The sequence below is a fragment of the Nevskia soli DSM 19509 genome (assembly GCF_000711955.1).
Classification (GTDB): domain Bacteria; phylum Pseudomonadota; class Gammaproteobacteria; order Nevskiales; family Nevskiaceae; genus Nevskia; species Nevskia soli.
In genome coordinates this window covers 1-24,195 of record NZ_JONR01000009.1, presented here as the reverse complement: position 1 = coordinate 24,195, position 24,195 = coordinate 1, and the positions used below count along the sequence as shown (strand labels likewise).

Genomic DNA, 24,195 nt, shown 5'->3' with positions numbered 1-24,195 from the left:
GTGAAAAGCCAAGGCAAGGCGTTTTTACCAATCACTAACCACTAGTCACTGGCCACTGCTTTTCAGCAGGGCGTCGATCTGCGGCTTCTGGTCCAGCAGGGCGCTGCGCGCCAGCACCGGGTTGCCGGGCTGCGCACCGAAGAAGTGCCAGTCGCCGAACATCGAGGTGATGGCGCCGAACAGGCCGATGAAGCGGCGCTGGGTCAGCTCCGCCTGGAATTGCGCCGCGCGGCCGCTGGCCGGCGCGGTGACGTCGATGTCGATCTGGTACTGCTGGTCGCAGATCTCCGGCACGATGCCGGCGGTGAGGTAGGAGAAGGCGTAGTTGAAGCAGAACGGGCCGGTGGTCTTGCCGATGACCCGTTCGTCCACGGCGGAAATCACCAGGTCGGCGGGCGCGTCGTTGGCGCCGGACGGCACGAAGTTGGTGAACAGGCCGGTGTGCTTCAGTTCATCTTCCAGTTGCGCGCTGTCTTCCGGCGTGTGCGCCTGCACCTTGACGCGCAGGTCGTGCCAGTTGGCGGTGGATGGGACATCGGAGCGGATCTTGGTGGCGCCGCAGGCGCAGAGCAGCAGGGGCAGGGCGAGGCAGGCGAGTCGTTTCATTGTCCCGGGAGGCGATCTGGGGGAGAAAGGAAGGATTATGCCGGTTCGGGCGGCGGCCCGGTGCGGGCTTTACCTGTCGCATAGGATGGTAAGACCGAATACCCGATGGCTTCGGCTAGACTGTGCCTGACGACAAGCCACGTGAAGCATGAGGAGCGGAAGATGAGTCTGAAGGGTAAAACATTATTCATTACCGGCGGTTCCCGCGGCATCGGCGAGGCCATCGCCCTGCGTGCGGCGAAGGACGGCGCCAATGTGGTCATCGCCGCCAAGACCGCCGAACCGCATCCCAAGCTGCCCGGCACCATCCATACCGCGGTCGAGGCGATCGAGAAGGCGGGCGGCAAGGGCCTGCCGATCCTCTGCGACATCCGCGACGAGCAGCAGGTGATCGAGGCGGTGAAGCAGGCGGTGGACCATTTCGGCGGCATCGACATCCTGGTCAACAACGCCAGCGCCATCAGCCTCACCGGCACCCTGCAGACCGATATGAAGCGCTACGACCTGATGAACGGGATCAATGCGCGCGGCACCTATCTCAGCGGCCGGGTGTGCATTCCCCACCTGCAGAAGAGCGCGGCTGCCGGGCGCAATCCGCACATCCTGACCTTGTCGCCGCCGCTCGACATGCGTCCGCGCTGGTTCGGCCCGCACGTGGCCTATTCCATGGCCAAGTACGGCATGAGCCTGTGCACCCTGGGCTGGGCCGAGGAGTTCCGCCGCGACGGCATCGCCGTCAATTCGTTGTGGCCGCGCACCGGCATCGCCACGGCGGCGATCCAACTCATCGGCGGCGACGCCCTGATGAAGAAGAGCCGCACCGCGGAGATCATGGCCGACGCCGCGCACGTCATCCTGACGCAGCCCTCGCGCGAGTTCAGCGGCAACTTCTGCATCGACGACGTGGTGCTGCACCAGCTTGCCGGCGTGCGCGATTTCTCCAAATATGTGGCGGTGCCGGGCACCAAGGAATCCGAGCTGATGCCGGACTTCTTCCTGCCGGAGAACCTGCCCTCGGTGAGTTGAGGGCGATGCGGCATCGGCTAAGCTGTCGCCGATGAGCTCGCCATACATCACCGCCGAAGGCTACCAGCGTCTCAAGGACGAGCACGACCAGTTGTGGAAGGTGCGCCGGCCCGAGGTGGTGAAGGCCCTCAGTGCCGCCGCCGCCGAGGGTGACCGCTCGGAAAACGCGGAGTACATCTACCGCAAGAAGGAACTGCGCGAGATCGACCGCAAGCTGCGCTACCTGCAGACGCGGCTGCCGGACCTGAAGGTGGTGGACAAGCCGCCGACCGACCCGGCCCGGGTGTTCTTCGGCGCCTGGGTGGAGCTGGAGGACGAGGCAGGGGAGATCAGGGTCTACCGCATCGTCGGCGGCGACGAAACCGATGCCCGCGGCGGCTGGATCAGCGTGGACTCGCCGCTGGCGCGGGTGCTGTTGAAGAAGCAGGCGGGGGAGGCGGTGACGGCGCAGCTGCCGGGCGGCGAGGTGCACCTGAGCATCGTTTCGGTGCGCTACCAGCCTTAGTGCAATCGGGCCCCGCTCCGCTTGAGCCGACCTATGGTCTTGTCATTCAAGCGCAGCGTCCGTTTACTCGACCGGCAGGATGTCCTTCAGCACGCGCCAGCCGCCGTCGATGGAATAGACGTTGGTATAGCCCATCTTCTGCACATTGTCCGCCGCGATGGCCGAGCGGAAGCCGCCGCCGCAGTAGAGGTAAAGCGGCTCGGACTTGTTCGGGTGCTTGGCCTCGATGTCGCGTTCGATTACGCCCTTGCCCAGCCATTCGGCGCCCTTGATGTGGCCGGCGGCGAATTCGCTTTCTTCGCGCGTATCGATCAGGCGCGCCTTGGGGTCGGCGGCGAGGATGGAAGGGATTTCGCGGGCCTGCACTTCCTTGATGCGGCCGCGGGCGTCGGTGACCAGGGAGAGGAAACCGGGGGGGTGGGTCGAGGCCATGGGGTGTTCCGTTGAGCGGTTGTTGTCGATGCGGGAAATTTACTCGAAATGCCAGGGCCTGTCGTCAATCAATTTGCGTCACGCTCGAAACATGACACGCTCCTCCCGGCTCGGCTAAATTACCGCACAACAAGCAAAATCCTTCTTTCATGAGCCGCCCAGCGATCTTCATTACCGGTGCCGCCGCGGGCATCGGCCGCGCCACTGCGGAACTGTTCGCGGCGCGGGGTTGGCTCGTCGGCCTCTACGACGTGGCCGACGGCGCGGTGGAGGCCCTGCGGCAGCAGCTCGGCGCCGAGCGCTGCGTCGCCGGGCGGCTCGACGCCAGCGATGCGGAGGCCTTCGCCGCCGCGCTGGAGCAATTCTTCCAGGCTGCGGGCGGCCGGCTCGACCTGCTGTTCAACTGCGCCGGCATCCTCGCCACCGGTGATTTCGAGAGCATCCCGCTGGCGCGGCATCACCGCATCGTCGAGGTCAACCTGCGCGGGGTGATCAACGGCTGCCATGCCGCGCTGCCCTATCTGCGGCGCACGCCGGGGGCGCAGGTGATCAATATGGCTTCGGCATCGGCGATCTACGGCGCGCCCGCCTTCGCCAGCTATTCCGCCACCAAGTTCGCGGTACGCGGCCTGACCGAGGCCCTGAACATCGAGTGGGCGCGGCACGGCATCCGCGTGATGGATGTGCTGCCCCTGTTCGTCGCCACGCCGATGGTCAACAACGTGGCCAATCCTCCGGCCAGCGTCGGCCGCCTGGGCGTACTCCTCAGCGCCGCCGACATCGCGCGGGTGGTTTGGCGCGCGGCGCACTGGCGCTGGTGGCCGCGCGTGCATTGGTACCCGGGCTGGCAGACCAAGGCCTTCGCCTTCGTGCAGAAGTGCTCGCCGGCCTGGCTCAACCGCCTTTCCACAAAAATCGTTTCGGGATACTGATCGTGTCGCATCCGGTGGTGTTGATTCACGGCATGTGGTGCACCAGTGCCAGCCTGTCGCGCCTGGCGGCTTCGCTGCGTGCCCGCGGCTTCGAGTGTCATGTGCCGAACCTGCCGGCGCATGAGGCCGGCGTCAGGCATGAGGAGGTCGGCGGCCTGAGCCTGCTCGACTATGTACGCTACCTGGAGCAATACGTCGCGGAACGGCGGTTCAAGCAGCCGCCGATCCTGGTCGGCCATTCGATGGGCGGCCTGCTGGCGCAGTTGCTGGCGCCGCGGGTGGATGCCTTTGCCCTGGTCCTGCTGACCCCGGCTTCGCCCGCCGGCATCAATGCGGTGCGGCTGCGGCCGCTGCTGGCGTTCTCCAGCGTGCTGGGGCGGCCGGGCTTCTGGCGCAAGCCGCAAAAGCCGAGCCTGGCGCGCGCCCGTGCCAGCGTCTTCAACGGCCTGCCGCCGCCCAGGCAGAACGAACTCCATGCCGGCATGGTCGAAGAGTCGGGCCGCGCCGTGTTCGAGATCGCCTTCTGGCAGCTGGATCGCAAGCACGCCAGCCGCGTCGAGCCGGCCGCAGTGCGTTGCCCGGTCTACGTGGTTGCCGCCGGACAGGATCACCTGGTGCCGGCGGCGGTGGCGCGCAAGGTGGCGGCCCGCTACGCGCGGTCCACGCTGCGGTACTACCCGGGACGAGGCCATTGGGTCATCGACGACGGGGAAACCGACGAGATGGCCGGCGAGATCGCCGGCTGGCTGTTGCCGTACGAACAACGGGCGGCGCGCGGATTGCCAATGCGCGCCTGAACGTAGTCGGTCAAGATCGAAGATCGGGAACCACGGCCGCGGTCGACGTGCCGGGTTTCGAGTGCGACGGAGGAAGCAGGTCGATGAAACGAGCGCGCAGCGCCGTGGTTGCGGGATGGATGCCGGGCCTACTGTCGGGTCTGTTGCTGGGCCTGAGCGCCGCCGCCGGCGCCCAGGGCGGCGGCTCGCCGGCAGTAGATGCCACGGTCCAGGCCAACCGCGCCGCCGGCGCGGCGCAGCAGCAGATCAACCAGCTCGACGACCAGACCCGCGCCCTGCTCGAACGCTACCGCGCCGCGCTGTGGCAGACGCAGCAGCTGAACGTCTACGTGCAGCAGATCGGGCCGCTGCTCGCCACCCAGGATGGGGACCGCGCCGCCCTGCAGCAGCAATTGCAGCAGTTCGGCAGCAGTTCGCACGACCTGACGCCGCTGCTGCTGCGCATGCTCGACAGCCTCGACCGCTTCGTCGCGCTGGACCTGCCGTTCCTGCAACAGGAGCGGCGCGAGCGCGTCGGCGCGCTGAAGCGCCTGATGGGCGATGCCGGCACGCCGCAGGCGGAGAAGTACCGCCGCATGCTGGAAGCCTACAAGATCGAGGCCGACTACGGCCGCAGCTTCGGCGCGGAGCGCATGCAGCTGCAGCTCGGCGGCGGTACCAAGGTGGTGGACGTGCTGCACCTCGGCCGCGTCGCGCTCTACTACCTGAGCCTGGACGGTGCCGAAGCCGGCTGCTGGGATGCGCAGGCGAAGCAATGGATCGGCATTTCGGGCCGTTACCGCAGCGCCATCCGCGAAGGGCTGAAGATCGCCCATGAAACCGCGGCGCCGGAGGTGCTGGTGCTGCCGGTGCCCGCCGCCACGGCCGCGGCGAAGCCGCAGGCCGCGCTGACGCCGGGTTGGCAGCTGGCCGTGCGCAGGGTGGGGCGCGAGCTGCTCGATGCCCTGGTGCCGCCGGCCCAGGCGGCCCCGGCGCAAGGTGTGGACGAACTGCTCAAGCAGATCCGTGATTCGGCGCAGCAGAACGCGCGCATCGACCAGGAGCGCGAACAGCGTTTCATCCGCAATCGCGCCGACCAGCAGGCGCAGCTGACGCAGGCCGAAGCCGAGCAGCGCGCGGCGCAGGGCAAGTCCGATGCGATCCGCAGCCGTTACGAGGCCAACCAGAAGGCCATCGCCGACCTGAAGAGCCAGTTGCAGACCCAGGCGGGTGAGCTGGGCCAGTCCTATGCGGCGGTACGCGAGGCGGCGACGCAGTTCAGGAACGAGATCGCCGAGTCCTACGTCAGCGCGCAGTTCCCGGAACGCCTCAAGCTGCTCGATACCCTGGCCGACCCCAATACCCTGCCGAGTCCGAAGCAGCTCGAGGACTTCTGGTACACGCTGCAGCAGGAGATGACCGAGAACGGCAAGGTGGCGCGCTTCGAGGCCGAGGTGATCGGCAAGGACGGCCAACCGGGACGCATGCAGGTAACGCGCGTCGGACCCTTCATGGCTTTCTCCGGCGGACGCTACCTGGTGGTGCAGACCGGCGCGCGCCTGCAGGTGGCGGAACGGCAGAACTTCGATACCGGCCTGGCCAGTTCCTTCGAATCCGCCGGCAGCGGCTGGGCGCCGGTGCCGATCGATCCCACCTACGGCACCCTGCTCAAGCTGGCGGCGGAGCGCCCCTCATTGATCGAGCGCATCAACCAGGGCGGCGTGGTGGGCTACGTCATCATCCTGGTGGGCATCATCGGCGCGGCGCTGGCACTGTTCCAGCTCGCCTACCTGTTCACCGTGGGCGGCAAGATCAACCAGCAGCTGCGCAATCTCAACGCGCCCTCCAGCGACAACCCGCTGGGCCGCGTGCTGTCCTGCCTCAAGGACGACACCGCCACCCACGATCCGGAAGTGCTGGAGACGCGCATCTCCGAGGCCGTGCTGCGCGAAACGCCGAAACTGGAGCGGTTCCAGCCGTTCCTGCGCATGGTGGTCGCCGCCGGCCCGCTGCTCGGCCTGCTCGGCACCGTCACCGGCATGATCATCACCTTCCAGGTCATCACCGAGATCGGCGCAGGCGATCCCAAGGTGATGGCGGGCGGCATCTCGCAGGCCATGATCAGCACCGTGCTGGGCCTGCTCATCGCCATTCCGATCCTGTTCATCAACAGCGTGCTCGCGGCGCGCTCGCGCATCCTGGTGCAGATCCTCGACGAGCAGAGCGCCGGCATGTTGGCGGCGCGGCTGGAGCAGCAGCATGTTCGGTAGCCTCGGCGAGGCGCTCGCCGCGGGTTTCTCCGCGCCGTTCGAGTCGGTGGGGGATTTCTTCCACCTCGGCGGCTGGGTGCTGAAGTGGATCCTGCTCGCCGCGCTGGTGATGTGGACCCTGATCCTGGAGCGCTACTGGTACTTCGCCCGCATTCACCCGGGCGAGTTCCGCCATCGCCTGGCGGCGTGGATGGAGCGGCGCGAGCGCCGCTCCTGGCACGCGCACCGCATCCGCGAGCAGCTGATCTCCGAGCTGAAGATAGGCATGAGTTCGACCCTGCCGCTGATCAGGGTGATGGTGCCTCTGGCGCCGCTGCTGGGCCTGCTCGGCACGGTCACCGGCATGCTGGAGGTGTTCGACGCCATGACGGCCGTCGGCCAGTCCGACGTGCGCGCCATGGCCTATGGCGTCTCGCACGCCATGATCTCGACGCTGGCGGGGCTGGTGGTGAGCCTGTTCGGCCTGTTCTTCTCGGTGCAGCTCAGCTCGCGCGTGCAGGTCGAGTCCGAGCGCTTGCCCGACCTGCTGCTGCCGGAATAGGGAGACTGCCCACATGAAAATCCGCCGGCATACCCATCAGCAGGAAGACGTGCACATCGACCTGGCGCCGATGCTCGACTTCTTCCTCAACCTGCTCATCTTCTTCATCATCAGCACCGCCTTCGTCACCGAGGCCGGCATCAAGGTCAACCGGCCCAGCGCCAAGACCGCGGTGAAGCTGGACAACAGCAGCATCTTCATCGCCATTTCGGCGCAGGGCGAGATCGTGGTCGACCGCCAGCATGTGGACGTGCGCCTGCTGCGCGCCACGCTGGAACGCCTGCGCGCACAAAAACCGAAGGCGCCGGTGGTGATCCAGGCCGACCGCGATGCGCGCACCGGCCTGGTGGTGGACGCGATGGACCAGGCCAAGCTGGCCGGCATCGAGGATGTCGCCATCGCCGCCACGCCGGCCACCGGGCCCGGCACGCGCTGAACATGAACGCTTCCGCCGCAGCCGCCGGCCGCGGGCCGCCGCCCCGCGCGGCGGTGGAGCGCCTGCGCTGGGTGCTGATTCCGCTGCTGGCCGTCGCCATCGTGCTGTTGCTGGTGATCCTGATGCGCTGGATGATCCGCGCGCCGGAGGGTAACGGCGCCGTGCAGGCCCCGGTGGAAGGCGTGCAGATGGTCAAGCTGGAGAAGGACCAGGACAAGCCGCAGGACGAGCCGGCCGCGCCCGATGCGGCACCGCCTCCGCCGCCGGCGGCGCCGCCCTCGCTGGCGCGCGCCGACCTGCCGCCGATCGCCACGCCCTCGATTTCGATCACGCCGACGCCGGTGGAGATCGCCGTCGGCGGTGGACCGGTGAACCTGGGCACCTCGCTGGGGCTGGGCAGTTCCGGCGTGTTCGGCGGCTTTGCCGGGCGCGGCGGCAATGGCAACGGCAACGGGACCGGCGGCGGGGGAGGCGGCTTCGGCTCGGGCCAGGGTTTCTCCGGCAAGGAGCTGGTGCCGCTGTCCACGGCGCGGCCGCAGATGCCGGAGTGGGCCTGCAAGCAGAAGATCGCCGGCTGGGTCGAGGCGGTGTTCACGGTGATGCCCAACGGCCGCGTCAGCAACGTCAAGATCGTCGATGCGCAGCCGCGCGGGGTGTACGAGGCGGCGGCGATCGAGAGCATCTCCAACTGGATCTACAACGAGTCCAAGCAGACCCGCGAAGTGGACCAGCGCGTGCCGATGGATCCGGCCGACTGCCAGTACAACTGGCGTTAGGGAAAACAGTTGCCAGTGATTAGTGACCAGTGGCCAGTAAAAGCCAAAGCCCATGCATCAGACCGTCGGTGCCGGGCACGATCGTTTCTTTTCACTAGTCACTGGCCACTAATCACCAGCCACTGCGTTGCCGGCGCGATGGTGCTTCTGTTCACGCTGACTCTGCCTCCGGCAATCGCTGACCAATACCGCAGCCAGACCCGCGTCGGCCCGAACGAGCCGGCGCAGCAGCCGCAGGATATCCAGAAGCAGTTGCAGACCAATACCGATCCCTACGCCAAGGCCATGCTGCTGCGGGAGTTGGCGGCGGCGGCGGCGCAGAAGAAGGATTACGCGGCGGCGGCGAAGTACCTGCAGGATGCGCTGGACCAGCACGGCCTGTCCGGGCCGGCCGAGCAGCAGATGCGCAACGATCTGGCACAGCTGCGGGTGGGCAGCGGCGATCCGAAGACGGTGATCGCTTCGATCGAGCCGCGCTACAAGTCCGGCGCCGCCCTGAGCCCGGAGGAACTGGTCGCGCTGGGTGCCGCCTACCTGCGCGGCCAACGCTACCGCGAGGCGCTGGCGCCGTTGCAGAAGGGCGTGGCCGCCAGCCGCGCGCCGGACATCAGCTGGCGCCGGGCGCTGTATGCCGCCTATGTCGGTGTGGGCCAGGACAAGGAAGCGGCGCAGGTGCTGGAAACGGTGGTGCGCGACCAGCCCTCGGCACGCGACGACTGGATGCGCTTGTCCGCGTTGTATCTCAAGGGCGGAGACAAGGAGCGGGCGCAGGCGACGATGGAAGTCGCGAGCCGCCTCGGCTATCTGGAGACCGCCGAGCAGCGCATGCAGCTGGTGGGTCTCACCGCGCAGATCGGTGCGCCGTTCCAGGCCGGCTCCCTGCTCAAGGGCTGGATGGAGGCGGGCAAGGTGCCGCGCAGCCCCGACAACCTGCGCAACCTCGCGGCGCTGTGGGTGCAGGCGCGCGAGTCTTCCCTGGCCATTCCCGCCTTGCAGGACGCGGTCAGTGCCAAGCCCGGCAGCGAGCTGTATCTCCAGCTGGGCCAGATGCACCTGGATCGCGAGGAATACCGCGATGCGACGCAGGCGCTGTCGCAGGGCATTTCCATGGGCGGCAAGTCCGGCCCGGCCTACATGGCCCTGGGCGTAGCCCTATACCAGCAGGCGGATGTCGACGGCGCCACCAAGGCTTTCCGCGATGCCGCCAGTTTCCCCGCAAACCGGGCATTGGCCAACCAGTGGGTGAAGTACCTGGAATCCGGGCAGGCACGCGAGCAGGCGCTCACCGCCGCGGCGCAGCGGCGTGCCCGGGATACCTCGGCACCGACGCTGGCCACCGGCCTGCTCGGTGGTCCGGTGGCGGTGAACGATGCGGCGCAGCCGGAGTTGCCGCCGGCGGTGGCGCCGGGCGCGGCTTCCGGCAGCGGCGGCCTGACGCCGGTGGGTGCGGAGCAGGCCGGCAGCGCCGACGGCAGCATCCCGCCCTGGACCGGCGGTCTCACCCGCGGCCAGTGGCCGGCCGCCTACAAGCCGGGCGGCAAGCTGGCCGATCCCTTCCCGGGCGACAGGCCGCAGCTCACCATCACCGCGGCCAACTACCAGAGATACGCGGGGCAACTGGTGGACGGCTACAAGGCGCTGTTCGCCAAGTACCCGGACTACACCATGCCGGTGTACCAGACCCGGCGCACGGTGAGTTACCCGCAGGCGATCTATACCGCCACCCAGGCCAACCACGGCAAGTCCAGGACCATCGCCGCCGACTCCATCGCCGACGCGCACCTGGGCTTTCCTTTCCCGCAGCCGCAGACCGGTGTGGAAGTGCTGTGGAATCACCGGCTGCGCTACCGCGGCGACACGGTGACCTCGCAGTCCAGCCAGGCGGTGGTGGAAAGCAGCGGCTCCATCCAGTACCTGAAGCAGAGCGAGCGGGTCTATTACCGCTACGGCAACGTGAGCGATCCGGTGGATATCGCCAAGCACAACATCCTGCTCTATTACCTGACCTGGTTCGGGCGCGACAGGGGCGGCTTCGATTTCCTCGCCCTGGTGCACGAGACGGCCAACCAGCTCAAGGATGCCCGCGGCATCTGGGTGGTGCCGGCCAACGTGCCGAAGATGTTCCGCATTCCGCCGGTGGGTTACGACCAGCCCTTCCCCGGTTCGGGCGGCGTCTACTTCATCGATATGGTGGACATGTACAACGGCCTGTTCGACCGCTACGTGTGGAAGCTGGTGGGCAAGCGCGAGCTGTACATCCCCTACAACAGCTATCGCCTGGGCGACGGCAGCATCAAGTACGCCCAATTGCTCAAGCCCGGCCATTTCGACCAGGCGCAGACGCGTTACGAACTGCACCGCGTCTGGGTGGTGGAGGCGACGCTGCGGCCGGGCAACAACCACCGCTTCGGCAAGCGCCTGTTCTACGTCGACGAGGACAGCTGGAACGTGGTGCTGGTGGACAACTACGACCCCGCCGGCAAGCCCTGGCGTTTCCAGGAAGGGCACCTGCTGCCGTCCTACGATGTGCAGACCGCCAACTGCGCGCCGGTGGTGACCTACGATCTCAAGGAAGGGCGCTACTTCGTCAACCGCCTGTTCGCCGAGGATTCACCGCCGGTGTACAACACGCCGATGAAGGAAGGCGAGTTCCTGCCGGGGGTGGTACAGGGGCGTTACGTGCATTGAGGCGTATGCTGCAGGCTGCGGGATTTGACTCGGAACAGGAGTGGGGCATGCCATCGGATATGGGCGGAATGGAAGACTGGCGGCAGAATCTGATCGATAGTGTCCAGGGCATCCGCCAGATCGTGGAAGCCAGCACGCGCATCGCCGTGTTGGGTATCAAGACCGAAATGCAGTCCAACCAGCCGGCGTTCTATGTGCCGCGTTACCTGGTGGAAGTGGGGCTGGACGTGGTTCCGGTGCCGGTGTACTACCCGGAAGTCACGCACATCCTGGAGCAGCCGGTCTATCGCAAGCTGGTCGATATCCCGGGCGAGATCGACCTGGTCGACGTGTTCCGCCGGCCGCAGGACATTCCGGCCCACGTCGACGACATCCTGGCCAAGCGCCCGGAGGCGGTATGGTTCCAGCAGGGAATCCGCAACGAGGAAGCGGCGGAGCGGCTGGCGCGCGCCGGTATCAAGGTGGTGCAGGATCGTTGCCTGATGGTCGAGCACCGCCGTCTCATCGGCCGCTGAACGGTATTGCCGGGGCCAGGGCGGCGGAATGCGTTACCCTTGCTCCGCTCCGGGCGAATCATTCGCATCGGATCCGGTGCGGGTATACGGCAAGAATGAACGGCGAAAGCGACGAAATTGATGGCAACGACTGGGACAAGACCTATCCGCTCGGTTCGGTCTGGAGTTTTTCCTGGACCACGGAATACGTGGTCACAGTGATCGGCCATGCGCGCCGGGGGATCAAGGTTTCCTACAAGCGTCCGGGAACCGGGCATACCCTCAAGGCGGGGATTTATCAGCCGGAGGAGCTGGTCAAGCTGGCCAAGAAGTGAGGCCTTGCTGTTGACCTTGTATTGATCCTGCTTCGCAAAAATCGCCGGGATTCGCTTTGCTCATCCCAGCCTACGATCGGATTTGGTCGGTGTAGGTCGGCTCAAGCGTAGCGGAGCCGACTTGCCGCTTGAAACGACCTACACGTTCCGCTTCAAGTCCCGTCCCGATACTGCGCCACGATCTCTCCGACGGTGCGGATGACGTCGTTGCGCCGGTAAGCGAGCAGGGCGGTCTCCCCCGGCTCCGGCGCGTAATAAAGCGTGTTGCCGCGCCCGAAATAGATGGCGGAATCCGGCAGCATCGGGTGTTCCTGGTCGATCACCGGCGGCACCGGCCGGCCGACGGCGCGGAAGAAGGCGCCGAAGAAATCCTGGAAGGAGAGGTTCTGGTCGCCGACCAGGTAGGCCTTGCCGTTTTCGCCGCGGGCGAGGGCGCCTTCGATGGCCTCGGACAGGGACGTGGTGGAGATGAAGTTGACGCCGCCGGGCGGGGCGAATTCCGGCATCGGCGCGAACTTGCCCTCGGCATAGGCGGTATAGGCCTTGAACATGCCGACGACCAGGCCGGGCACGGCGCCGCAGACGAACGGCGCGTTGACGCTGATGGCGCGGAAGTCCTTGCTGGCCAGGGCGCGGACGCCTTCGTCGGCCAGCTTGCGCGAGCGGACATAGGCATTGCTTTCGACCAGGGCGGGGCGGGCCTGGGGGTAGAAGCTGCCGACGTTGACGGCATGGCGCACGCCGGCTTCACGGGCGGCGGCGAAGAAGCGCGGCACGCCCTCCGCGTTGGCGCGCTGCCAGTGCGCGGTCGCATCCTGTTCGGGCGGCAGGTGGCGGATGTCGTTGCCGGCGGCGAAGACCATTGCCTCGAAGCGTGCCAACACGGCGCGCGGCAGGTCGTTGGCGATGTAGTCGCAGCGCAGGAATTCCAGCTCGCCCAGAGGCGTGCCCGCGGCGGGCGGGTTGCGCCCGGCGATGCTGACCTCGTGGCCCCTGGAGCGCAGGTACAGCGCCGCATGGCCGCCGATCATGCCGGCGCCGCCCACCACGAGTATTTTCATTGCGCTCTCTCCATTCGTTCTTTTGGCCTAGGCTGCAATCGCCAGAGCCTCGATTGATTCGAATGGTGGGCGTGCAGCCCGTTCCAATCATCCCGCGAACGGACTACCTGGGACGGCGAGAAAGAGAAAGCCGGGCAATCGCCGTATGGCTATTTGCGAGCCGGCTTTTGTTTGGTCAACAGCTCTGCCAGCGAGTCCACCTTCATCGCCTGCATGGTCAGCGCGCCGGCGTAAAGCATGTCGATGATGCGCACGGTCTGCTGCATGATCTGGCCCCGCCGGGCCGGCTGTTCGATGTAGTCCAGGGTCTGGTGGAACACGTGTTGCACCACCACGCGCGAGACTTCGCGCAGGATCTCGACCTTCATGCCCGGGACGATGTTGAGGAACAGCACGTCCTCCACCGTTTCCTCGGCCACGTCGTCGATCATGCGCTGCAGGGCTTCGCGCAGCGCGGGGATGGCGCCGTGCAGCTCGCGCACGGCGACGATGAAAGCGTCCGGATTGCGCAAGGCGTAGTCGAAGACGTATTCGACGGTGCGCGGGGTGGCTTCGGCTACCGGGCTCTGCACGGTGCGGCGGATGCCGCGCAGGTTGGTGCGGATGTCGCGGCCGAGTTCGTCGATGATGGCCTGGTTGAGCTGTTCCAGGCTGCTGAAGTGGCGATAGAAGGTGTTCGGATTCAACCCGGCTTCGCGCGCCAGCTCGCGCAGGCCCAGGCCCTGCAGGCTGCGCTTGCTGGCGCCGATGCGCAGGGCGGCTTCCATCAGGCGCTGCCGCCCACCCGCGGGGCTGGGGTTTTCCTCGGTGGCTTTGGTGCGGCTCATGGTGGCGGTCCGGCCAATGCAGGGAATGATCTTGACATTCAGTATACGCTTGTCTACATTTAGTAGACAGTTGTATACAAAGAATGTCGAGCAAGACGTCGGGCCATGGGCTGAATCGCCCTGGCAAACGGCGCTTACCAACCAGATCAGTCCGCAGGAGAGCTGTGCAATGCCCAAGACTTCAGCCGCCAAATCCGGCGCCGCTTCCGCTGTGCGCAAGGAGCAGTCCGTGCGCATCGCCATCGTCGGCACCGGGTTCGCCGGCCTCGGCATGGCGATCCGGCTGAAGCAGGCCGGTGTCGACGACTTCCTCATCCTGGAAAAGGCCGGCGACGTCGGCGGCACCTGGCGCGACAATCACTACCCGGGCTGCGCCTGCGACGTGCAATCGCACCTGTACTCCTTCTCCTTCGCGCCGAACCCGGAATGGTCGCGCATGTTCTCGCCGCAGCCGGAGATCTGGAATTACCTGCGCAAGTGCACCGAGCAATTCGGCCTGCGCCCGTATATCCAGTTCGACTCCGAGGTGCAGTCGGCGCAATGGGACGAGAAGGCCGGCGTCTGGCGCGTGCAGCTTTCCGGTGGCCGCACGCTGACCGCGAACGTGCTGATTTCCGGCATGGGCGGCCTCAGCCGCCCGGCCTACCCGGTGGGGGTGAAGGGCCTGGAGAAGTTCCAGGGCAAGACCTTCCATTCGCAGGACTGGGACCACGACTACGACCTGAAGGGCAAGCGCGTCGCCGTGATCGGTACCGGCGCTTCGGCCATTCAGTTCGTGCCGCAGATCCAGAAACAGGTGGCGCGGCTCGACTTGTACCAGCGCACGCCGCCGTGGATCCTGCCCAAGCCGGACCGCAAGGTGTCGGACTTCGAGCACAAGCTGTTCAAGGCGGTGCCGCTGACGCAGCGCCTGTTCCGCGGCGCCATCTACGCCATGATGGAAACGCGGGTGCTGGGCTTCACCATCAATCCGAAGATCATGAACCTGGTGAAGCGTATCGCGCTGCGCCACATCCACCACCACATCAAGGATCCGGAGTTGCGCGCCAAGCTCACCCCGGACTACACCGTGGGCTGCAAGCGCGTGCTGATTTCGGATGATTACTATCCGGCGCTGGCCAAGGCCAATGTCGAGGTGATCAGCAGCGGCATCAAGGAAGTGCGCGCCAACAGCATCATCGGACAGGACGGCACCGAGCGCGCGGTCGATGCCATCATCTACGGTACCGGCTTCCACGCCACCGACCCGATGCCCAAGGGCGTGTTGTTCGGTCGCGGCGGGCGCGACATCGTCGACGCCTGGAAGGACGGCCCGGAAGCCTACAAGGGCACCACCGTGGCCGGCTTCCCCAACCTGTTCCTCATCGTCGGGCCGAACACCGGCCTGGGCCACAACTCGATGGTCTACATGATCGAGTCGCAGGTGAACTACGTGATGGACGCGCTGCGCAAGATGGAGACGCGCAAGCTGCGCAGCGTCGACGTCAAGCCGGACGTGCAGGCGCGCTTCAACACGAAGATCCAGGAGCAGCTGAGCCACGCGGTGTGGACGGCCGGCGGCTGCAAGAGCTGGTACCTGCATCCCAGCGGCAAGAACACCAGCCTGTGGCCGGGTTTTACCTTCAGCTTCCGTCGCCAGCTCAAGCATTTCGATCTGGGTGATTATCTCGCCGAGGCGGCGACGGAGCAGAAGCCGGTGCGGGCGGCCAAGTCGAAGCTGGTGGGCGAGGCGGCGTAATATTCGGGCGCCGCGGCGCCATGCGGACAAAGAAAATCGACCTCATCTCGGCTTGTGCCGATGTGAGGTCGTACTGATATCGAAGGGGAGAGTCACTTGAAGTCATTCGAAAACAAGGTCGCCGCCATCACCGGCGCCGGTTCCGGCATGGGCCGCACCCTGGCGCTGCGCCTCGCCGCGCAGAAGTGCCAGGTGGCCCTGAGCGATGTGAACGAGGCCGGGCTGGCGGAGACCGCGAGGCTGGCGGCACAGTCCGGCGTCAAGGTCACCAGCAAGAAGGTGGACGTGGCGGATCGCGCCGCGGTCTATGCCTGGGCCGAGGAAGTGGTGCAGGACCACGGCAAGGTCAACCTGATCTTCAACAATGCCGGGGTGGCGCTGGGCGCCACCGTCGAAGGCATGAGCTATGAAGACTTCGAGTGGATCGTCGGCATCAATTTCTGGGGCGTGGTGTACGGCACCAAGGCCTTCCTGCCGCACCTGAAAGCTTCCGGCGACGGCCACATCATCAACACCTCCAGCGTCTTCGGCCTGGCCGGCATCCCCAGCCAGAGCGCCTACAACGCCACCAAGTTCGCAGTGCGCGGCTTCACCGAGGCGCTGCGGCAGGAACTGGAACTGGCCGGCGCGCCGGTCAGCGCCACCAGCGTGCACCCCGGCGGCATCAAGACCAATATCGCCCGCGCGGCGCGCATGTCCAGCTCGCTGCGCGATATCGGCCTGGACGATAAACACGGCAGCGAGAAGTTCGAGAAGAATTTCATCACCACCGCCGACAATGCGGCGAAGATCATCCTCAACGCGGTGCGCGGCAACAAGCGCCGCGTGCTGGTGGGACCTGATGCCTACCTGATCGACCTGATGGTGCGCCTGCTGCCTTCCAGCTACCAGCTGCTCACCATGTTCTTTGCGCGCAAGTCGATGAAGTAGGTGTAGCGCTTCGATCCAGCGAAGGGGCCTGCAGGCCCCTTTTTCCTGTGCGCTCGACCGGGAGGCGCCGCTCTAGGGATTTTCCTGCGGATCGCAGCGCAGCCACACCCGGACCCGGTTGCGCTCCTGCACCCGCTCATACTGCATGCGCTCGGCGAAGGCGTCGACCAGCAGCACACCCAGCCCGCCGACCGGCCTTTGCGCCAGCGGCAATTGCAGGTGTGCGCAATCGCGATGGGATAGCGGATCCCAGGCCAGTTCGCCGTCCTCGTAGGTCAGCTCGATGTCCTCGCCGGCCTGTTCGATACACAGCGTCACCATCTGGCTGGCGCCGGCCGTCCGGCCGTGGCGGAAGGTATTGGTGAACAGTTCTTCCGCCACCAGTTGCAGGCGCAGGCTGGTGCCGCGCGGCAGGCCCAGAGTGCTGGAGCGCAGGGCGATGAAGTCCATCAGCGCTGGTAAGCTCTCGCTGCGGGCGGCAAAGCTCTGAATCGACAAGCTCATTCCAGCGTCAACCCCCCAGATGCACCAGCGCCTGCCACCTGCCTTGATCCGGAATTGATTATAGTGAAGCGCGGGTTGGGAGGAAGCGGTCCGGCCGGGGGGAGGCTGCGATGAAAGCAAAGCTGCTCGGATTCCTTTTGGTGGCGGGGCTGAGTGCCACTGCCGCGTCGGCCACGGCCGATGATGTCGCCGGCGTGTTCAAGGTGGTCAATGGCGGCGTTTCGGTCCTGCGCCAGGGCGCCACGCTGCCGGCCACGGTGGGCATGGCGGTCTACCAGTCCGATCAGATCGTCACCGGCTCCGACGGCAGCGCCGGCATCACCTTCGAGGACAATGCCCTGCTGTCATTGGGGCCCTCCAGCCGGCTGGCGCTGGATCGTTTCGCCTTCAACTCGACCACCCACGACGGCGCCTTCGAGACCACGCTCAGCAGCGGCAAGTTGGCGGTGGTGTCCGGCAAGATCGCGCACCACCAGCTCGATGCGATGAAGGTCCGAACGCCGAGCAGCATACTCGGCGTGCGCGGCACCAAATTCCTGGTCGAAGTGGGTGGCTCATGAACGCCCGCATGCTGTTGCCGGTGCTGGCCCTGCTGCTGGCCGCCTGCGCCGGTCCGGACCGCATCGTGCTGCTGCCGGACAGCGATGGCAAGGTGGGGAAGCTCAACGTCAGCAATGCCGGCGGCGAGACCCTGCTCGATTCCGCCTACGCCACCGCCAGCGCCAAGGGTGATCGCAAGGCCGATGCCGGACGCACCGATGCCGGCACGGTGAACCAGCAGTTCGGAGTGGTGCTCGCCGCGCTGCCGCCGGCGCCGGTGTCTTATACCCTGTACTTCACCAGCGACACCGACGAGCTTACGGCCGACTCGCGCGCCCTGGCGCCGGCCATCCTGGCCAAGATCGCCAAGTTTCCCGCGGCGGAAGTGGTGGTGATCGGGCACACCGACACGCAAGGCTCGGATGACTACAACGACAAGCTGTCGCTGGACCGCGCCAGGGCGGTGAAACGGCAGCTCATCGCCCTGGGCTTCGATGCGGCACGCATCTCCGTGGCGGGGCGCGGCAAGCGCGAATTGATGATCGTGACCAAGGACGATGTGGCGGAGCCGCGCAATCGGCGGGCGGAGGTCCTGGTGCGCTGACCGGCCTCAGGATGGCGCACTACATCCGCGCCGTCTTCGCCTCGATGGTCTGCGGTATCTCGGCGCCGACGCCGGCGCCATGCCAGCGCAGGGCCAGGATGGTGAGGTCGTCGGCCTGCTCGGCACCTTCGGCAAATGCCAGGGTATCGGTGAGCAGGCTTTCCACGATATAGGCCGCGGACTCGCCATGACTCAGCTTCTCCAGGCAGGCGACGATCCGCTGCTGGCCGTAGAACGCGCCTGACAGGTTCTGCGCGTCGCCAATGCCGTCGGTAAGCAAGCACAGGGCGTCGCCGGGCGACAGTTGCAGCGTCTCGCTGCGGTAGTCGAAGCCGTCCACGACGCACAGCGGCGGCCCCCCTTTGGCTTGCAGGCGGCGAGGAGCTTCGCCTGAGGCGGGCAACAGCCAGGGTGGTTCATGGCCGGCGCTGCACCAGTCGAAGCGGCCGCTGCCCAGATCCAGTACCGCGGCCAGCACGGTGACGAACAGCAGTTCCGGATTTTCCTCGGCGATGGCCGCGTCGGCATCGCGCAGGGTGCGGCCGGGATCGGCGCTGCTGCGTAGCGCGGCGCCCTTGGTCAGCGCCTTGGACAGGGCCATGAACAGGCTGGCCGGCAGGCCTTTGCCGGAAACGTCGCCGACGACGATGAACAGGTGCGACTCGTCGAGCAGGAAGAAATCGTAGAGGTCGCCGCCGACGCTGCGCGCCGGCAGCATCCGCGCCGCCACTTCCACCCGCGCTTCCTTGCCCAGGACCTGGCCGGGTTCCGGGAGCATGCCCATCTGGATGCGCCGCGCCGCCTCCAGTTCCCCTTCCATGCGGGCCCGGGCGACGTGGCTGTCGCTCAGCGCCTGGCGCAGGCGGCTGCGCTGGGCGCGCGTCTCGCTCAACGACAGGGCCAGCACGATGGCGAAGACGAAGGTGGCGCCAATGCCGGGATTGGCCACGTCGATGAGCAACCCGGCTTGCCGGAACAGCAGCACGCCGCCGGCGAAACTGGCGGCGAGGGCCAGGACGAAGATGCCGGCGGCGGTGAGCGGACGCAGCCAGGGCACCACCACCACGACCAGCAGCGACAGCGCGGTGAGCAGCGCCGCCTCGGCCCAGCGTGCCCAGCGCGGCCGGTTCAGCAGGCGGCCGTCGATGGCATTGTCCATGGCTTCGGCGATGGCGTCGACGCCGGGCATGCGGCCGCGCGGCGTGACGATCACGTCCTGCAAGCCGAGGGCGGTGTAACCGATCAGCGCGATGCGGCCGGAGAGCACATCGGCCGGCACCTTGCCCTGCATCAGGTCGGTCACCGACAGATGCGGGCGCAATTGCGGATCGGAAAAATGCAGCCACCAGGCGCCGTCCGGATCGGTGGGGATCGTGCGGTTGCCGATATGCAGACTGGTGATGCCGCCGTGATCGGCGCTGACGCGCAGCGCGGGTTCGCCGGCCACGAGGCGCAGGGTTTCCACGGAAAGCGAGGGCAGCAGTTCGCCGCCGACGCGGGACAGGGTGGAAAGATTGCGGGTCACACCATCGGCGCTGGCGGTGGGCAGTACGCCGTGGCCCGCTCCGGCCGCGTCGATGACTTCGAGATCGCGCAGCGCTGCGGGATAGCGCGGTGCGAACGGCTCCGGGTCGGCGCCGTCGCGCAGGATCGGGGTGCGGTAGGTGGTGCCCTGGGGCAGGCCGGCGTCTTCGCTTAACGCGCCCACGCCGAGAATCACCGGCGCCCGCCGGATCGATGCGGCGAACTGCTGGTCGTAGTCCGGCAAACCGTCAAGGATTTTCCCGACCTCGGCGAAGCCGGATTTTGCCAGCAGGGCGCCCTGTTGCCGCGGAGAGAGCCGGTCCGGCTCGGGGAAGATGGCGTCGATGGCAATGGCGGCCGGGTGTTGCGCGGCGATGCGGTCGATGATTTCCGCCAGCTTCGAGCGCGGCCAGGGCCATTGCCCCATGGCGGCGAGGCTGGCGTCGTCGATGGCGACGACGATCACGCCGTCGTTGAGGCGTACACGCGGCACCAGTTGCTGGTACAGGTCGAACACCTCGGTGCGGCGGTCGCGCTGCAGTCTTGTATCCAGCAGGGTCAATACCAGCACGGCGAGCGCCAGCAGGACGAAGCCGACCGGTCGGCCGCGCGCCAGGCGGAACCAGCGCAGCCAGCGCGGCCGATGCGGGCTTGTCGCGCGCAATTCCGCTGATCCGTCCACCTAAAGATCGATTTCCAGGCCGTCGTAAGCGGCGCTGATGGTCAATTGCGGCGCATCCTGCCGGGTCAGCGCTTCCAGGCGCCGCGTCTCCGCCTCGATCTCGGCGATCTTGGCGTCCTTGAATACCGGTTCATGGTGGAACAGCACCAGATGGCGCGCCCCGGCCAGCTGGCACAGCTCCACGCCGACCATGTTGGAGGAATGGCCCCAATCCTCCTTCACCGATACCGCGTCGGCCAGCGAGTACATGGCGTCGAAGATCACCAGATCCGCACCGAAGAAGAAGCGCACGAAGGATTCGGTTTCCTCGGCGCTGTCCAGCTTGTGTTCGGAATCGGTGGAATACACCACCACCTTGCCCTGGCGCTCGAAACGGTAGCCGTAGGAATCGCCGCCGTGCAACTGCAGTTTGGGCGTGACGCGCAGGCCGGCGATGTCGTAACGCTGACCCGGCTCCAGCTGGATGAATTCGATGTCCGCGCCGAGATAGTCGAAATCCACCGGGAATGAAGGCGGCGCCTGCTGGCGCCGGAAGGCCTCTTCCAGGCCGGAATGGCAGCCGTAGATGCGCAAGCGGTTGCCCGGGATGTAGGCAGGCGTGAAAAAGGGGAAACCCATGATGTGGTCCCAGTGCGGATGGGACATGAAGATATGGAACACATTGGGCGTTTTCGGTCCGTGCCGGGCCAGCACAGCATTGCCGAAGGGGCGCAGGCCGGAACCGGCATCGCACAGGATGTATTCGTGCGCATCCTTGCCGGGTGGCTGCAGCTCCAGCTCGACGCAGCTGGTGTTGCCGCCGAAGGTCTGCGCGGTGGTAAAGGGCAGGGTGGCGGCATAGGTTTCCGCCTCGGCCTGATCCTTGAAGCTGCGTCCCCCGGCCAGCAACAGCGCCTGGGCCACCTTGTGCTTCACCTCGGCCGCGGTCAGGGCTACCGGCAGCGAGCCGCGTGTTCCCCAGAAGCGCGCGCGCATGATCAGTGCCCCGCTGCCGGGTCGGCAAACGAAGCGAGGCCGGCGTTCACCGTATCGAACACCGGGAACACCAGGTCGAAGCGGCTGATCTCGAGAATTTCGCGCACCAACGCCGTCGGCGCGGCCACGCCGATCCTGCCGCCAGCGGGAATGGCGCGCTTGGAGGCCAGCATCAGGATGCGCAGGCCGGCGCTGCTGATGTATTCCAGGGAGGACAGGTCGAACAGCAGGCGCGGGCCGTCCTTGTTGCATGCCTCCACGTGGGGCGCGACCGCCTTGCCGAACGCGTCCGCGTTCAGGTGATCGATACGGCCGCGTGGCGCCAGCACGACGATATTGTTCTTCTGTGCCGCATTCAGCTCCATGACGGTTCCCTTGCGAACGTCTTCAAGCACGTGCCCCATTCTAGGCCGGGTGACCACCAGTTCGGCAATGTGCGGGTAAACATTGTTCCCGAGCCAATGAAACCACTCCCCGAGGCCGGTACAATTACACGATTCCGGCGCCCCCGCGCCGCGATTCCCCCCAACGAGTCCTATCCATGTCCATGCGCATCCCCGCCACCCTGATTCCCGGAGACGGAATCGGCCCCGAAATCGTCGACGCCACCCTGGCCGCCCTGGATGCACTGGAGGCGCCGTTCGACTGGGACAGGCAGATTGCCGGGCTGGGCGGGGTCAAGCTGGCGGGTGACCCGCTGCCGCAGGCGACACTGGACAGCATCCGCCGCACCCGCCTGGCGCTGAAAGGCCCCCTGGAAACGCCGTCCGGCGGCGGTTACCGATCCTCCAACGTGCGCCTGCGCGAGGAGTTCAAGCTGTACGCCAACCTGCGCCCCTCGCAGACCATCATCCCCGGCGGCCGCTACGACAAGATCGACCTGGTGGTGGTGCGCGAGAACCTCGAAGGCCTGTACACCGGTTACGAGCACTTCATCCAGATCGACAACGATCCGCACGCGGTGGCCATGGCCACCGGCGTCAATACCCGCCAGGGCGCCCGCCGCCTGATCGAATTCGCCTTCGAGCACGCCATCGCCACCGGGCGCAAGAAAGTCACCATCGTGCACAAGGCCAACATCATGAAGGCCTTGACCGGCATCTTCCTGGAGACGGCGCAGGAGATGTACGAGCGCAAATACAAGGACCGCATCCTGATGGATACGGTGATCATCGACGCCTGCGCCATGAAGCTGGTGCTGAATCCCTGGCAGTTCGACGTGCTGGTCACCACCAACCTGTTCGGCGACATCCTGTCCGACCTCGTCGCCGGCTTGATCGGCGGCCTCGGCATGGCGCCGGGCGCCAACATCGGCGCCGACGCCGCGATCTTCGAGGCGGTGCACGGCTCCGCGCCGGACATCGCCGGCAAGGGCATCGCCAATCCCATCGCCCTGATGCTGGCCGCGGCGATGATGCTCGACCACGTCAAGCTGACCGACAAGGCCACGCGCCTGCGCAAGGCGATCGATGCCACGCTCAACATCGACAAGGTGCGCACGGGCGACCTGGGCGGCACCGCCAACACCACCGCCTTCACCCAGGCGCTGGTGAGTCGCATCAAGAACGGCTGAGGCCGGATTTGAAAAAAGGGGCCGCACTGCGGCCCCTTTTTTGTGGATGGCGACAGCGGATGCGCTACAGCGCCAGCCTGCGCAGATCCTGCAACAGCTTCACCAGCAACACGATGAACCGTGCCGCATAAGCCCCATCGATGACGCGGTGATCGTAGGACAGCGACAACGGCACCATCAGCCTGGGCTGGAACGCCTTGCCGTCCCAGATGGGCTTGACGGTGGATTTGGACACACCCAGGATTCCCACCTCCGGCGCATTCACGATCGGCGTGAAATGACTGCCGCCGATGCCGCCCAGGCTGGAAATGGAGAAACAGCCGCCGCGCATCTCCTCGCCCTTGAGCTTGCCGTCTCTTGCTTTCTTCGCCAGCTCCCCGGTCTCCTGGGCCAGCTGCACAATCCCCTTCTTGTCCACATCCCGCACCACCGGGACCACCAGCCCATTGGGCGTATCCGCCGCAAAGCCGATATGCAGATACTTCTTGAAAATCAGGCTCTCCCCATCCGGCGACAGCGAAGCCGCGAATTCCGGATAGGCCTGAATCGCCTTGGCTACCGCCTTCATCACGAACGGCAACAAGGTCAGCTTGCCCCCGCCGGCCGCCACCAATTCATCGCTCTGGCTCTTGCGGAACGCTTCCAGCTCCGTGATATCCGCCTCATCGGTCTGCGTCACATGGGGGATATTCAGCCAGGCCCGGTGCAGATGGGCGGCCGACAGCTTGCGGATCCTGGCCAGCGGCTTGGACTCGATCGGCCCGAACTGGCTGAAATCCACCGCCGGGATGGCGGGAATCCCGCCCCCGGAGGGAGCAGAAACTGGTGCGGCCGGCGTGGGCGATGACAGCGCCCGTTTCACAAAAGATTGAACGTCATCGCGCGTGATCCGCCCACGCGGGCCGCTACCGGAGACTTGAGCAAGATTCACGCCCAGTTCCCGGGCGAACTTGCGCAGGCCCGGGCTGGCGTAGGGGATGGCGTCGCTTGAGGCTGGTGCAGCGGGGGCCGGAACCGGCGCTGAAGCGGCCGGAGCGGCTTCGGCCTTCTTCTCCGGAGTGGGTTTGTTTTCTTCCGCTGCGGCAGCCGGCTCGGCTTCCCCGCCACCGGAAACCTCCAGGGTGCACACCGCATCGCCCTGGGACAGCTTGTCGCCGACCTTGACCTTCAGGCCGCTGACGATGCCCGCCGCCGGTGCGGGCACATCCATGGTGGCCTTGTCGGATTCCAGGGTCAGCAGGGGGGCGTCTTTCTCGACAACATCCCCGTCCTTGACGAAGACTTCGATCACGGGAATGTGGTCGTAGTTGCCGACGTCGGGGATGGTGACGGCGAGCTTGGAAGGAGCAACGGCCTTGGCCGGCGCGGCTGGTGCCTTCTCCGGAGCCTTTTCGGCTTTGGGCGCTTCCTTCTTTGGTGC

The 24,195-nt window shown here is 66.4% G+C and carries 25 protein-coding genes; 16 read left to right on the top strand and 9 right to left on the bottom strand.

What is annotated here, in order from left to right; all coding sequences use genetic code 11:
- Window positions 1–45: 45 nt before the first annotated feature.
- Window positions 46–606 (bottom strand): hypothetical protein, encoded by a 561-nt coding sequence (locus BP26_RS0105480; RefSeq protein ID WP_029919570.1) that lies wholly within the window; start codon window positions 604–606, stop codon window positions 46–48.
- A 162-nt stretch (window positions 607–768) separates the two neighbouring features.
- On the opposite strand from BP26_RS0105480, the gene BP26_RS0105475 reads away from it, so the two are divergent.
- Both BP26_RS0105475 and greB read left to right on the top strand, forming a co-directional pair.
- Window positions 769–1,632: an SDR family oxidoreductase gene (locus BP26_RS0105475; RefSeq protein ID WP_029919569.1), complete on the top strand. Its 864-nt coding sequence runs from the start codon at window positions 769–771 to the stop codon at window positions 1,630–1,632.
- Between the two features lie 31 nt (window positions 1,633–1,663).
- Window positions 1,664–2,137, top strand: coding sequence for a transcription elongation factor GreB (gene greB, locus BP26_RS0105470; protein WP_029919568.1), 474 nt, complete (start codon window positions 1,664–1,666; stop codon window positions 2,135–2,137).
- Between the two features lie 63 nt (window positions 2,138–2,200).
- Here the strand turns inward: greB and BP26_RS0105465 are convergent, their stop codons facing one another.
- A complete protein-coding gene (locus tag BP26_RS0105465) occupies window positions 2,201–2,569 on the bottom strand; it encodes a rhodanese-like domain-containing protein (protein WP_029919567.1) in 369 nt (122 codons plus the stop codon).
- A gap of 149 nt (window positions 2,570–2,718) precedes the next feature.
- Between BP26_RS0105465 and BP26_RS0105460 the strand changes: the two genes are divergently transcribed.
- The 9 genes from BP26_RS0105460 to BP26_RS0105420 all read left to right on the top strand — a co-directional run bounded on the left by BP26_RS0105460 (window position 2,719) and on the right by BP26_RS0105420 (window position 11,817).
- Window positions 2,719–3,501 (top strand): SDR family oxidoreductase, encoded by a 783-nt coding sequence (locus tag BP26_RS0105460; protein ID WP_029919566.1) that lies wholly within the window; start codon window positions 2,719–2,721, stop codon window positions 3,499–3,501.
- Window positions 3,502–3,503: 2 nt separating this feature from the next.
- On the top strand, window positions 3,504–4,298 hold the full coding sequence (locus BP26_RS0105455; protein WP_051748385.1) for an alpha/beta hydrolase: 795 nt from the start codon (window positions 3,504–3,506) through the stop codon (window positions 4,296–4,298).
- Window positions 4,299–4,381: 83 nt separating this feature from the next.
- Entirely contained in the window at window positions 4,382–6,547 is a 2,166-nt protein-coding gene (locus BP26_RS30525; RefSeq protein ID WP_084182834.1) for a DUF3450 family protein, read from the top strand.
- The gene (locus BP26_RS0105445) at window positions 6,537–7,088 is read left to right on the top strand and encodes a MotA/TolQ/ExbB proton channel family protein (RefSeq protein ID WP_084182833.1); all 552 of its coding nucleotides are present in this window, start codon (window positions 6,537–6,539) and stop codon (window positions 7,086–7,088) included. Before BP26_RS30525 ends, BP26_RS0105445 begins: the two co-directional genes overlap by 11 nt.
- 13 nt (window positions 7,089–7,101) lie before the next feature.
- Window positions 7,102–7,524: an ExbD/TolR family protein gene (locus tag BP26_RS0105440; RefSeq protein WP_029919562.1), complete on the top strand. Its 423-nt coding sequence runs from the start codon at window positions 7,102–7,104 to the stop codon at window positions 7,522–7,524.
- Window positions 7,525–7,526: 2 nt separating this feature from the next.
- Window positions 7,527–8,300, top strand: coding sequence for an energy transducer TonB (locus tag BP26_RS0105435; RefSeq protein WP_029919561.1), 774 nt, complete (start codon window positions 7,527–7,529; stop codon window positions 8,298–8,300).
- Window positions 8,301–8,438: 138 nt separating this feature from the next.
- The gene (locus BP26_RS0105430; RefSeq protein ID WP_029919560.1) at window positions 8,439–10,988 is read left to right on the top strand and encodes a DUF1329 domain-containing protein; all 2,550 of its coding nucleotides are present in this window, start codon (window positions 8,439–8,441) and stop codon (window positions 10,986–10,988) included.
- Window positions 10,989–11,035: 47 nt separating this feature from the next.
- Window positions 11,036–11,503, top strand: coding sequence for a CoA-binding protein (locus BP26_RS0105425; protein ID WP_245611717.1), 468 nt, complete (start codon window positions 11,036–11,038; stop codon window positions 11,501–11,503).
- Between the two features lie 95 nt (window positions 11,504–11,598).
- Complete coding sequence (locus BP26_RS0105420) at window positions 11,599–11,817, top strand: hypothetical protein (RefSeq protein WP_029919558.1); 219 nt, start codon at window positions 11,599–11,601, stop codon at window positions 11,815–11,817.
- A gap of 152 nt (window positions 11,818–11,969) precedes the next feature.
- Here BP26_RS0105420 and BP26_RS0105415 read toward each other — a convergent pair whose 3' ends face one another.
- Together BP26_RS0105415 and BP26_RS0105410 are read right to left on the bottom strand one after the other, a co-directional pair.
- Window positions 11,970–12,878 carry an NAD-dependent epimerase/dehydratase family protein gene (locus BP26_RS0105415; protein WP_029919557.1) on the bottom strand — a complete coding sequence of 303 codons (909 nt, stop codon included), beginning with the start codon at window positions 12,876–12,878 and terminating at the stop codon, window positions 11,970–11,972.
- A gap of 149 nt (window positions 12,879–13,027) precedes the next feature.
- Complete coding sequence (locus BP26_RS0105410; protein ID WP_051748383.1) at window positions 13,028–13,705, bottom strand: TetR family transcriptional regulator; 678 nt, start codon at window positions 13,703–13,705, stop codon at window positions 13,028–13,030.
- 169 nt (window positions 13,706–13,874) lie between these two features.
- Here BP26_RS0105410 and BP26_RS0105405 point away from each other — a divergent pair, with 169 nt between their 5' ends.
- Complete coding sequence (locus tag BP26_RS0105405; protein ID WP_029919555.1) at window positions 13,875–15,443, top strand: flavin-containing monooxygenase; 1,569 nt, start codon at window positions 13,875–13,877, stop codon at window positions 15,441–15,443.
- A gap of 96 nt (window positions 15,444–15,539) precedes the next feature.
- Window positions 15,540–16,373, top strand: a complete 834-nt coding sequence (locus tag BP26_RS0105400) for an SDR family NAD(P)-dependent oxidoreductase (protein ID WP_029919554.1) — start codon at window positions 15,540–15,542, stop codon at window positions 16,371–16,373.
- A gap of 72 nt (window positions 16,374–16,445) precedes the next feature.
- Here the strand turns inward: BP26_RS0105400 and BP26_RS27375 are convergent, their stop codons facing one another.
- The gene (locus tag BP26_RS27375) at window positions 16,446–16,877 is read right to left on the bottom strand and encodes an ATP-binding protein (RefSeq protein WP_084182832.1); all 432 of its coding nucleotides are present in this window, start codon (window positions 16,875–16,877) and stop codon (window positions 16,446–16,448) included.
- Between the two features lie 110 nt (window positions 16,878–16,987).
- Here BP26_RS27375 and BP26_RS0105390 point away from each other — a divergent pair, with 110 nt between their 5' ends.
- Together BP26_RS0105390 and BP26_RS0105385 are read left to right on the top strand one after the other, a co-directional pair.
- Entirely contained in the window at window positions 16,988–17,437 is a 450-nt protein-coding gene (locus tag BP26_RS0105390; RefSeq protein ID WP_029919552.1) for a FecR family protein, read from the top strand.
- Window positions 17,434–18,021, top strand: coding sequence for an OmpA family protein (locus BP26_RS0105385; protein WP_029919551.1), 588 nt, complete (start codon window positions 17,434–17,436; stop codon window positions 18,019–18,021). Before BP26_RS0105390 ends, BP26_RS0105385 begins: the two co-directional genes overlap by 4 nt.
- Window positions 18,022–18,040: 19 nt before the next feature.
- On the opposite strand, the gene BP26_RS0105380 is transcribed toward BP26_RS0105385, so the two are convergent.
- From BP26_RS0105380 to BP26_RS0105370, 3 genes are read right to left on the bottom strand one after another with little or no spacing between them, the layout of a single operon-like run.
- Window positions 18,041–20,209, bottom strand: coding sequence for a CHASE2 domain-containing protein (locus tag BP26_RS0105380; protein ID WP_051748379.1), 2,169 nt, complete (start codon window positions 20,207–20,209; stop codon window positions 18,041–18,043).
- Window positions 20,210–20,227: 18 nt separating this feature from the next.
- Window positions 20,228–21,202: an MBL fold metallo-hydrolase gene (locus BP26_RS0105375; RefSeq protein WP_029919549.1), complete on the bottom strand. Its 975-nt coding sequence runs from the start codon at window positions 21,200–21,202 to the stop codon at window positions 20,228–20,230.
- A 2-nt stretch (window positions 21,203–21,204) separates the two neighbouring features.
- A complete protein-coding gene (locus tag BP26_RS0105370; protein WP_211254834.1) occupies window positions 21,205–21,597 on the bottom strand; it encodes an STAS domain-containing protein in 393 nt (130 codons plus the stop codon).
- Between the two features lie 146 nt (window positions 21,598–21,743).
- On the opposite strand from BP26_RS0105370, the gene BP26_RS0105365 reads away from it, so the two are divergent.
- A complete protein-coding gene (locus BP26_RS0105365) occupies window positions 21,744–22,775 on the top strand; it encodes an isocitrate/isopropylmalate dehydrogenase family protein (protein ID WP_029919547.1) in 1,032 nt (343 codons plus the stop codon).
- A gap of 64 nt (window positions 22,776–22,839) precedes the next feature.
- On the opposite strand, the gene aceF is transcribed toward BP26_RS0105365, so the two are convergent.
- Window positions 22,840–24,195: dihydrolipoyllysine-residue acetyltransferase (aceF, locus tag BP26_RS0105360; protein ID WP_029919546.1), on the bottom strand; the 1,356-nt coding region annotated here is incomplete at its 5' end.